Genomic DNA, 10,810 nt, shown 5'->3' with positions numbered 1-10,810 from the left:
GGACAAGGCTCTTAAAGCAGACGTGAAAACAAGCTACAATCAGATCTGTGTCGATGGTGATATGTCCACCAATGACACGGTGGCGGTGCTGGCAAACGGAATGGCCGGAAATGACGAGATCGCCGAAGCGGGCACGGAGTTTGATGTTTTCTGCGAAGCGCTTGCGATGGTAACCAGGTATCTGGCCAAAAAGCTGGCGCGTGATGGCGAAGGTGCAACGAAGCTGATCGAATGTCAGGTGAAGGGGGCGCCGGATCATGAGACCGCGGCCAGGATCAGCAAGACGGTCATTTCTTCCAATCTGCTGAAAGCTGCCATTTTCGGAGCGGATGCCAACTGGGGAAGAGTGCTCTGCGCGATCGGCTACGCAGACGGTGAGTTCAGCACAGAAAATATCGATGTGGAAATGGCTTCTGCAAAAGGCAGGGTGCTGGTGTGCCAGGGATCCCGTCATAAGGAATACAGCGAGGAAGAAGCATCGAAGATCCTGGGAGAAGAAGAGATTCAGATTTATGTGGATATGCATCAGGGAAATGAGTCGGCGACAGCCTGGGGCTGCGATCTGACATACGATTACGTAAAAATCAATGGAGACTACAGGAGTTAAACATGGTTGATCAGAAATATTTAGAAAAAGCGGAGGTGCTGATCGAAGCACTTCCATATATAAGAAGATTTCACGATAAAATAATAGTTGTAAAGTACGGTGGAAGTGCTATGATAGATGAAGAGCTGAAGCGGGAGGTCATACAGGATGTCGTTTTGCTGAAGCTGGTAGGATTCAGACCCATCATCGTGCACGGCGGCGGCAAGGAAATCAGTCGCTGGGTGGACAAGGCCGGCAAGGAGACGGAGTTCGTAGGCGGACTGCGTGTGACGGATAAAGAGACTATTGAGATCGCGCAGATGGTGCTGGGAAAGGTCAACAAGGATCTGGTGGCCAACGTACAGACTCTGGGTGTGCAGGCTGCCGGGATCAGCGGCATGGATGGCGGTATGCTGAAGGTCGAAAAGAAATATGTGGATGGTCGTGATATTGGATACGTCGGTGATATCAAATCGGTGGATACGAAGATTTTGCATGACCTCATGGAGCAGGACTTCCTGCCGATCGTGTATCCGATCGGTATGGACGATAACGGTGATGCGTACAACATCAATGCAGATGAAGCGGCAAGTGCCATCGCGACAGCACTGAAAGCGGAGAAGCTGGCATATCTTTCGGACGTGGAAGGTGTGCGGCTGGATCCGGAAGATCCGTCGTCCGTTATTTCAGAGCTTTATGTAGAGGAAGCAGAAAAACTGGTGGAAGAAGGCGTGATCAAGGGTGGCATGCTGCCTAAGATCCGCAACTGTATCGAAGCATTGAAGGATGGAGTTTCCCGGATCCATATCATGGATGGACGGATCCCTCACAGCCTTCTGCTGGAATTCTTCACAAACAAGGGTATCGGTACAGCGATCATACAGGAAAGCGAGGAGAAATACTGGAATGAATAAAGAAGAAATCAAGAAATTAGATCAGGAAAAGATCGTAGGAACATATTCGCGTTATGATATGGTGGCAGACCATGGCAAGGGTGCTAAGTGCGTTTCTGTAGACGGAAAGGAATATATCGATTTTACGGCAGGGATCGGCGTAAATTGTCTGGGATTCTGTGATGACGGATGGGTAGAAGCAGTAACTGCACAGCTGAAGAAGCTGCAGCATGTGTCCAACCTGTTTTATTCCGAACCGCAGGTCAAGGCAGCAGATCTTCTGACAAAGAGGACTGGATTGAAGAAGGTGTTTTTCGGAAACTCCGGCGCAGAAGCCAATGAGGCGGCAATAAAGACGGCTCGGAAATATGGTACGACACAGCGTGGCGTTCACGTGAACAAGATCATTTCTCTGGCCAATTCTTTCCATGGCAGGACTATGGCAACGATCACTGCGACGGGACAGGAAAAATATCATAAGTTTTTCACTCCGTTCCTGGAAGGCTTCAAGTATTGTGAGGCCAATAATATTGAACAGCTGAAATCGCTTGTAGACGATGATACTTGTGCCATCATGATGGAGATGGTACAGGGCGAAGGCGGCGTGCTTGATCTGGATCCGGATTTCGTAAAGGCTGCAGAGCAGCTTTGCCATGAACATGATCTGGTCTTTATCGTAGATGAAGTGCAGACAGGAATAGGACGTACCGGTAAATTGTTTGCATATGAATACTTTGACGTGACGCCTGATATCGTAACCTTTGCAAAAGGGATCGGCGGAGGACTTCCGATCGGCGGAGTGCTCTTTGGCGAAAAGTGCTGCGATGTCCTGAAGCCGGGAGATCACGGAACGACTTATGGTGGAAATCCGGTGGCATGTGCCGGAGCGGTAGAAGTGCTCACAAGGATCGATGATGCGTTCCTGAAAGAAGTGCAGAAAAAATCTGCATACCTGAAAGACAAGCTGCAGACTCTGCCTCATGTGACATCTGTTAGTGGGCTGGGTCTGATGCTGGGTGTTTCGCTGGAAGGAAAAGAAGCTCCGGATGTTGTGAAGAAAGCTCTGGAAGAGGGTCTTATGGTACTGACAGCGAAGGATAAAGTAAGACTTTTGCCACCGCTTACCATTACATATGATGAGATCGATCAGGGAGTTGAGATCCTGAAAAAAGCTCTCAGCTAATCGCAGGAAAACAGAATAAAAACAATCTTATTTGCACATAAATATAGTACGGCATCGAGTTGCTTTAGGGGAGCAAAAGGGATGTGAGGTTCATGATTTATGGCCAGTAAGGTTGAGATTTGCGGCGTGAATACGTCAAAACTGCCTCGGTATCGGGACAGGGAGATGCAGGAAATGCTGGAGGCGATCAAAGCCGGAGATGAACGGATGCGGGATGAATTTATCCGCGGGAATCTCCGGCTTGTTCTTAGTGTGATACAAAAATTTTCGGCTCGTGGAGAGAATCCTGATGATTTGTTTCAGGTGGGCTGTGTAGGGCTGATCAAGGCTTTGAACAATTTTGATCTCTCTCATGGAGTGAAATTTTCAACATATGCGGTCCCGATGATCGTGGGGGAGGTGCGGCGTTATCTGAGGGATAATAACAGTATACGGGTATCTCGATCCGTGAGGGACACGGCATATCGTGCTCTGACAGCAAGAGAGCATCTGGGACGTCAGCTGCAGAGGGAGCCGACGGTGGATGAGATCGCCAGGGAACTGGAGCTTCCCAGGGAAGATGTTGTGCTGGCACTGGATGCGATCCAGGACCCGGTGTCGCTATTTGAGCCGGTATATAATGATGATGGAGATCCGATCTATGTGATGGATCAGATCAGGGATATGAAAAACACCGATGCGAAATGGATCGAAAATCTATCCCTTTCGGAGGCGATGAAAAAATTATCTCCCAGGGAACAGCATATACTGACAATGCGTTTCTTTGAAGGAAAAACGCAGATGGAAGTTGCTGGTGAAATCGCTATCAGCCAGGCGCAGGTTTCCCGTTTGGAAAAGAATGCGCTGAAGTATATGAAAAAGTATATATTATGAGTGTTTATAGCCGGCATAAAAACAGTTATAGCCGGCATAAAATCAGTTTGCGCTCCGGGCAGACGCTGACGCACAGCCCGCATCCGTCGCAGAGAGATTCATGGATCTGGATCGGAGCCTCTGGATCTTCCGGGGAAGAAATCGCATTATGAAGACAGCAGTCGATGCATTTACGGCACTTCGTGCAAGACGCACCGTTCTGTTCTTTTATAAGTTTTACCTGTTTCATATCACGCTTGATCTCTTCAAAGGAATAAAGCTCCGGCAGAGCTCGACCTCGGATCTCTTCGATGGATTTGATGCTGTGAGCTTGCATCCATGTTTCCAGATGCTGTATTGTCTGGGTGACCACATCGTAGCCGTGAAGCAGAATCGCTGTCCGATCCCGCCGGCACTGGCGCCTGCCATAATGTATTCAATGAGATTTTCATAGTTTTCGATCCCGCCCATGCCAATGACAGGAAGATCGGTGCATTGTGCGATACTTGCGATGGTCGCAAGACCGATGGGACGGATCGGCGCACCGGAATAACCACCGTATGTAGGAAGATCCGGTTTGCCGCTTTCTATGTCGATTTTCAGGATGCAGCGAAGAGTATCGATCCCGCTGATCCCCGATGCGCCTGCTTTTCCAGCAGCTTCCACGACAGCGGATAAATTCCCGACAGCAGCACTCAGTTTAACAGAGACAGGCACGTGGACGGCCTTGACCACTTCACAGGTATAAGCATAGACACGCTCAGGGTCGCCTGCGATGATATCCTGACCTTCGCCCATAGGGCAGGCAAATCCGATCTCGATCCCATCAATCCCTGTTTTTTCTATTTTCTTTGCTATATAGCTAAGCTCGGAGGGAGAAGTACCCATGATGGATGCGATCAGTTTAGAGGAAGAACCATAGCGGTTCTTTTTTTGTGCTTCACTTAGCCAGTGGATCCATTCTTCGAGTTCCAGAGCGCTGTAAAGCCTGATGTTCTGGATCCCCCGGTTGTCGTTGCTGTAGGTGTATCGCGGGCAGGTATCGGAATAGGATTCGCTGACGATGCTTTCGGTGATGATAGCTCCGGCGTTGCACTGCAGGGCATCCTTCAGTTTTTCGCCGCGGCTCCAGGGCCCGGGGGCTATGATAACGGGATTGTCGAGTGTCAGTCCCATGAGATCAGTTGCGTACATGATAATTCCTCCTTACCAGATTTCCTTTAAACGTTCTTTGTTGCCGCAGGACTTTCGGATCTTCAGACGAGACTGAAGGACGATGGTCTGTGGATCATCGTCTGCAGATTCTTCTTCGATGATGTCAAAGAGGAGTCTGCCGGCGGTCATTCCCATACGATAGGACGGCTTGGTAACGGTCGTCAGCTTTGGTTCGATAACAGCTCCGACCTTCAAATCATCAAACCCTATGACTGCGACCTCATCCGGAGTAAGGTTCGCCTGATTCAGTTTCTCGATCGCTCCGAATGCCATAGTATCCGTTGCTATGAATACAGCATCTGGACGGACAGGCATATCAAGCAGTTTGCTGAATGCGATGTAGCCGTTTTCCGGAGTGTTGTCTGCATGCAGGATGTTGGAATCAGGCAGGGGCAGCCCATGTTTCTGCAAAGCGCGTTTGCATCCTGTCAGTTTATCGTGGTTATCACTTTTGGGGTGGTTAGACAATACGATGGCGATGTTTTTTCGTCCGGACTGGATCAGATATTCCACAGCTTCTTCTGCTGCAGTATCGTTGTTGGTACAGACGGTATTGGCTTCTTCCATAAATCCTGTCTTTCCGATAAAGACGAAAGGTACGTCACGGCTTTTTAATCGGTCAAACTGTTTTCGGTCAATGGAAGGAGAGGTGAGGATCAGTCCATCGATACTTCGCTCCGTCAGTGTGGTGATATAGTCCGTCTCCATGTCTGGATCGAATTCGGTGCTGCAAAGTATGATGCTGCAGTTTTTCTGCCGCGCGATCTTTTCGACTCCTTTGGTGATTTCCATATAGGATTGTTCCAGCGTGTCGGGGATCAGCATGCCGATTACGTTGGTGCGGGATTTCTGCAGGTGGCGGGCAAACCAGTTGGGTGTGTAATTCAGTTGATCCATAACGGTCAAGACTTTATTTTTAGTCTTTTCAGAAACCATTTCCGGATTATTGAGGACGCGTGACACCGTAGTGATGGATACGCCTGCTTTTTCTGCAACTTCTTTGATATTCAATACTCTGCTCCTCACGTTTTCTTTGATTTTATCAAAAAAATCTGAATTTGTATAGGGCGGTTGTGGGTAATGCTTTTGAAAAACGGTTTCAGTCAGTTCAAGGACTTGTAGGGATGTAAACTGACTGAAATGGACTTTGGCGAATGAGCGGTCGGAAACGTAGAGAGAAAGCATGTCGTTTGAAGAACATGCTTTCTCAAAAGGGGAGATGTTTTATAATTTAAAATCCACATAAGACGGTTCCGCATCATATGTCAGTTTCCGCTTTGCCGGAGTCGTCTGGCAGATGATCTTTCCTTTGCGGATCACGTAGGTGCATTCCGACTGCAGACGCAGGATGTCGTCTTCTGTAGCAGCATCGAAGATGATCAGGTCTGCCTGATTGCCTTCTGCAATGCCGTAATTGTCCAGATGCAGAGTCTTTGCAGAATTGGTAGTGATCATATCGAATACTTGCTGGATCTGCTCGGCTCCGTTCATGTGACCGGCGTGGAGCATGAGGAATGCCTGCTGGAGCAGACATGCTTTACCGAGGGAATACCAGGGATCCATAACGGAGTCGTGTCCGATGGATACATTGACGCCCCTTGCCAGCATTTCATCAGCCCGGGCAATGCCGCGAGGCTTCGGATAACCGCACATTCTGCTTTGCAGAAGGAGATTTGCAGAAGGATTGACGATCATATTCATATTGGCTTTCGCCAGATTTCCGATTAGTTTGTAGGCGTAGTCGTTGTCGTAATTGTGCATGGCCGTAGTGTGACTGCCGGTAGCGCGCGGCCCCATATGGCGGTTGATGCTTTCTTTGGCCATGACTTCAATGAAGCGGGAGTGAGGATCGCCGGTCTCGTCAATGTGGATATCGATCAGCTTATCGTGTTTTTCGGCCAGTTCAAAGACTGTTTCCACATCGCGGACGCCATCTTCTCTGGTGTATTCGATGTGAGGTGCTCCGCCAATAACGTCAACGCCCATGCGGATAGACTCTTCCAGCAGTCCCAGGTTGGCAGGATCGGAATAGATCCCGTTTTGAGGAAACGCAACTACCTGAATATCTATGAGATCCCTTACTTCTTCTTTTAATTCCAAAAGACTTTCCACGGTAACAAGCGTTGGGTCAGTACAGTCTGCATGGGTACGTACCCGGAGCACGCCATTGGCAACATACCAGTCAATAACTTTTCTGGCGTTTTCTTTTAACATTTTTTTTGTTAGCCCCGGTTTCCAGTCGCTCCAGATATCGATGGATTCCAGAAGGGTGCCTGTCTGATTTTTGCGTGGCAGGATGCCTGCTACGAGAACAGCGTCCAGGTGCACGTGGGGATCGATGATCGGTGGAGTCACGAGGTTCCCGGTAGCGTCAATGATTTCTGTATCGGCAGGCGGATCTGTTATTTTACCGATTTTCTGGAAAATCCCGTCGCAGATGAGAATGTCGGTCAGTTCGTTGGTATAGCGCAGTTTGGCGTTTTTGATCAGTAAGTTTTTCATGGTGTTTATGTCCTTTCTACTTTTTGAGTCTTAAGCTTTTAGATATACTCCGCATTTTCGGCAACTTCATGCTCATCTTTCAAACCACATTTTACGAAAATGCTATGTATGATTGGCATGGCAATCATAGCGATTAGAATCCCCTGTAAAGCAGGCATACCCACATTGAAAAGTCCTCCTAAATACGCAGATGCACATCCTAGTATATAGGCGATAATTGGTGCAATTCTCCACGTTTTAAACGTTACATATTCCAACTTAGGGATTCGTCCTTTCGATACAAAGAAGTAGTCTCCGATAATGGCACCGCCAAGTGGAGGAACGAAAGTACCAAGCAAATTAAGCATAGGAATGAAGTAGTTAGAAATTCCAAAGATTGCCATGAGAAGCGCTATGATAATGCCTCCTATGATAAATGGTTTCTTATTATTTTTTTGGAACAGTTCTGCTCCGGCCATACCGAATGCATATGCAGTAGCATTATTTGTAGTCCAGATGTTTAAAGTGAGTATTATCAATGCCCAGAATACGATTCCCATTGAAATCATCAATTCAATTAAATCTCCGGTTCCGAATACTAGTCCACCTAGCATTCCAGAGAAGATCATAACACCGTTTCCTATGAGAAATCCAAAGAGTCCGGCAATAAATGCAGCTTTCCCGGTTTTAGCAAATCTTGCCCAATTACCTGCCTGCGTACCACCAGATGCGAAGGTCCCTACAATAACGGTGATAGCAGATGTAACAGTCATAGAGGATGATGGCGTGATTGCTCGAATGGCATCAATGCTGCCTGCTTCCCGAATTGCCATGACCATAACTATAACCATTAGAACAGCCATTAACGGGATGGCTACATAAGAAACGATTGCCATGGCACGCACACCATATAAAGCAGTGAGCCCCATGATCACTCCCCAGAAAAGAATAAAGAATACTTTCCAGCCAAATGTATCCAGCCCTAAAGCCATAGCGAACAGACTACCCATGTATTCCCCAGTAATAGCGTACCAGAAGACTTGTGTGCCGCCGAGAATAATATCAGCCCATTTAGCACCCGCTTTGCCGAAAGTATACTTAGATTGCAATACAGAAGTGAGACCAGTGCGAGCCCCGATACAACACAGAGACGCAACATATAATCCGAGAATAATGCTTCCTGCTGTGATGATCAAAATAAGCTCATCAAATTTGAATGCAGCTCCTAAAGAGGCTCCAGAAGCCATGGTTGGTGTAAAAAATGTAAAGCCTATCAGTACACAGCTGATGGAAAGTAGACTTTTGCGTGCGGATTTTGGAACGTGCTCCAATGGGTAATCCTGATCAACAACACGTTCTGTGTTTTGTTGATCCATAGTTTGTTTGGTTATCTTACTCATAATTACCTCCTAACTATAAATCGTAACGACGAGAAAATATTTTCGTAAATTATGATATTTAACAAGTTAAGGATATCCTGTAAATGCTTGAAATAACTTGAATCATCGAACAAATTCACCTGATGAAAATATTTTCATTAACGCAACTATAACAGATGCGTTGAAACTTTACAAGAGGTATTTCTAAATTTTTAGAAAATTTTGCAGAATCCGAAATATCGCAGGAGTTTTGGAATTCCACACCAAATATACAAATATCTATGATAAACTAATAATATATTCATGCGAGCAGAGATGGCGGGAAGGCCGCCAGGGAGACCAGAAATGATACTTGAAAAAAATGAAACTTTTACAGTGACAGAAGCTATGATCCCGCCACAGATGAGCGTTACGATAGATGATGCACGAGAAGCAGTGAGGATTTTCGCTGACCTGAGAATGCGCTATCAGGGGGCGATCAAGGAAATCAGCACTAAGCTGGAGGTGCTGGATAATGAGTTTAGTGTGAAGCACGATTACAATCCGATACACCATATGACCAGCCGGATCAAGAGTGTTGACAGCATATTTGAAAAAATCAAACGAAAAGGATGGCCGATGGAAATGGAATCGGTATACAAGGTAATGGATTTTGCAGGTGTGCGGGTAATATGTAATTATCTGGAGGATATATACCGGGTGGAAGACAGTCTGCTTCGTCAGGATGACATAAAACTGCTGAAGCGCAAGGATTATATAAAAAACCCGAAAGAAAGCGGATATCGCAGTCTTCATCTGGTCATTGAAGTCCCTATTTTCCTATCGGATCGGACGTATCATATGCCTGTGGAAATCCAGATTCGAACCGTTGCTATGGACACATGGGCCAGTCTGGAACATGAACTGAAATACAAACGCATGGAAGAAATGCCGGAACATGTGGCGCAGGAGCTGAAAGACTGCGCTAAAATGATGGCTGAGCTGGATGATACGATGCAGAGTATACATAAAATGCTTTAACCCGAAAAGGGGTATCATAAAAGAGAAGAGGAGATATTTCATGAAGAAAAGAATTATTGCGGGGCTGCTTTGCGGTATGATGGTATTGGGACTTGCTTCCTGTGGATCTTCCATGTCTTATGAAGATTACGACCTGAAAGATTATTTGAAAGTAGGAGAGTATAAGGGCCTTGCTGTAGCACCGTATTCCGTTACTGTAACGGATGAGGATGTGGATGCCCAGATCCAGAGCAATCTTGATGCTGCAGCAACCGATAAAAAGCTGGATAAGAATACAGCTATCGAAGATGGAGATACGGTCAACATCAATTATACCGGGAAAATAGATGGCAAAACTTTTGACGGGGGATCTGCAGAAAAACAGGATCTGACTATTGGAAGCGGCAGTTTTATCGATGGTTTTGAATCTGGCCTGATCGGACATAAGAAAGGTGAAACTGTAACGCTGGATCTGAAATTCCCGGATGATTACAGCGAAGACAGTCTGAAGGGCAAGGCAGTGACATTTACTGTCAAGATCAATTCTGCTACCAGATCTGTTGTGCCGGAGCTGAACGAGGCATTCGTGAAGAAACATTCGGATTACGATACGGTAGAGGAGTATACGAAGTCGATCCAGAAAGAGTTATATGATCAAAAGGAAACCGAAGCTGTCAACAACCAGAAAACGACTCTCTGGTCAGCTGCGCTGGACAACACGGAGGTAAAAAAATATCCGGATCGTGAGCTGAATCATTATATCGAATTCAACAGTGATCAGCTGGACCAGACGGCGAAGCAGTATGGAGTCAGTCGTGAAGATATGCTGAAACAGTACGATCTGGATGACGAGGATGAATTCAATGCAGTCAACGAGGACAGCAGCAAGCTGCGCGTCAAGCAGGAAATGCTGATCCAGTACATTGCAGACAAAGAAAATCTCAGCTATACTGATAAGGAGAAGGAAGCACTGATCAAAAGTTTCGAGGCACAGGGCTACGATGCGGATGCCATTGAGCAGCAGACAGGAAGGACGCTGGAAGACTATGTGCACATAGAACTTTTGTATGAAAAAGTGCTGGATTTTCTGCTTGATAATGCAAATATCACAGGTGCGCCGACCACCGAATAAAAGGATGAAATAGGAAAAAATTGAATATAGAACACTGTATACATGTACAACTTTGTGTTTTTTAATTGAAAAAGACTGTAAGGTATGGTA

11 protein-coding genes are annotated in these 10,810 nt (G+C 46.5%); 6 read left to right on the top strand and 5 right to left on the bottom strand.

What is annotated here, in order from left to right:
* The 4 genes from H8876_RS09515 to sigG all read left to right on the top strand — a co-directional run.
* A partial coding sequence (locus H8876_RS09515) for a bifunctional ornithine acetyltransferase/N-acetylglutamate synthase (RefSeq protein ID WP_249287548.1) occupies nt 1–607 on the top strand: 607 nt, incomplete at its 5' end.
* Nucleotides 608–609: 2 nt separating this feature from the next.
* The gene (gene argB / locus H8876_RS09510; protein WP_249287547.1) at nt 610–1,500 is read left to right on the top strand and encodes an acetylglutamate kinase; all 891 of its coding nucleotides are present in this window, start codon (nt 610–612) and stop codon (nt 1,498–1,500) included.
* Nucleotides 1,493–2,662 carry an aspartate aminotransferase family protein gene (locus H8876_RS09505; protein WP_177264519.1) on the top strand — a complete coding sequence of 390 codons (1,170 nt, stop codon included), beginning with the start codon at nt 1,493–1,495 and terminating at the stop codon, nt 2,660–2,662. The genes argB and H8876_RS09505 overlap by 8 nt, the downstream gene beginning before the upstream one ends.
* A gap of 99 nt (nt 2,663–2,761) precedes the next feature.
* Nucleotides 2,762–3,535 carry an RNA polymerase sporulation sigma factor SigG gene (gene sigG / locus H8876_RS09500; RefSeq protein WP_177264518.1) on the top strand — a complete coding sequence of 258 codons (774 nt, stop codon included), beginning with the start codon at nt 2,762–2,764 and terminating at the stop codon, nt 3,533–3,535.
* Nucleotides 3,536–3,560: 25 nt separating this feature from the next.
* On the opposite strand, the gene H8876_RS10195 is transcribed toward sigG, so the two are convergent.
* The 5 genes from H8876_RS10195 to codB form a co-directional block, all read right to left on the bottom strand.
* Nucleotides 3,561–3,764 carry a 4Fe-4S dicluster domain-containing protein gene (locus H8876_RS10195; RefSeq protein ID WP_283241800.1) on the bottom strand — a complete coding sequence of 68 codons (204 nt, stop codon included), beginning with the start codon at nt 3,762–3,764 and terminating at the stop codon, nt 3,561–3,563.
* Nucleotides 3,761–4,708 (bottom strand): tRNA-dihydrouridine synthase, encoded by a 948-nt coding sequence (locus tag H8876_RS09490; RefSeq protein WP_249287546.1) that lies wholly within the window; start codon nt 4,706–4,708, stop codon nt 3,761–3,763. The genes H8876_RS10195 and H8876_RS09490 overlap by 4 nt, the downstream gene beginning before the upstream one ends.
* Nucleotides 4,709–4,720: 12 nt before the next feature.
* Complete coding sequence (locus H8876_RS09485; RefSeq protein WP_249287545.1) at nt 4,721–5,740, bottom strand: LacI family DNA-binding transcriptional regulator; 1,020 nt, start codon at nt 5,738–5,740, stop codon at nt 4,721–4,723.
* Between the two features lie 213 nt (nt 5,741–5,953).
* A complete protein-coding gene (locus H8876_RS09480; RefSeq protein WP_249287544.1) occupies nt 5,954–7,231 on the bottom strand; it encodes a cytosine deaminase in 1,278 nt (425 codons plus the stop codon).
* Between the two features lie 38 nt (nt 7,232–7,269).
* Entirely contained in the window at nt 7,270–8,610 is a 1,341-nt protein-coding gene (codB, locus tag H8876_RS09475) for a cytosine permease (protein WP_249287543.1), read from the bottom strand.
* Nucleotides 8,611–8,934: 324 nt separating this feature from the next.
* On the opposite strand from codB, the gene H8876_RS09470 reads away from it, so the two are divergent.
* Entirely contained in the window at nt 8,935–9,609 is a 675-nt protein-coding gene (locus H8876_RS09470) for a GTP pyrophosphokinase (protein WP_177265509.1), read from the top strand.
* Nucleotides 9,610–9,649: 40 nt separating this feature from the next.
* On the top strand, nt 9,650–10,720 hold the full coding sequence (gene tig, locus H8876_RS09465; protein WP_249287542.1) for a trigger factor: 1,071 nt from the start codon (nt 9,650–9,652) through the stop codon (nt 10,718–10,720).
* Nucleotides 10,721–10,810 lie beyond the last annotated feature (90 nt).

This window comes from Lentihominibacter faecis, from assembly GCF_014306095.1.
In the GTDB taxonomy this organism is placed as follows: Bacteria; Bacillota; Clostridia; order Peptostreptococcales; family Anaerovoracaceae; genus Lentihominibacter; species Lentihominibacter faecis.
The sequence above is the reverse complement of the archived record's forward strand: the minus strand, read 5'-3'. Positions and strand labels throughout refer to the sequence as shown.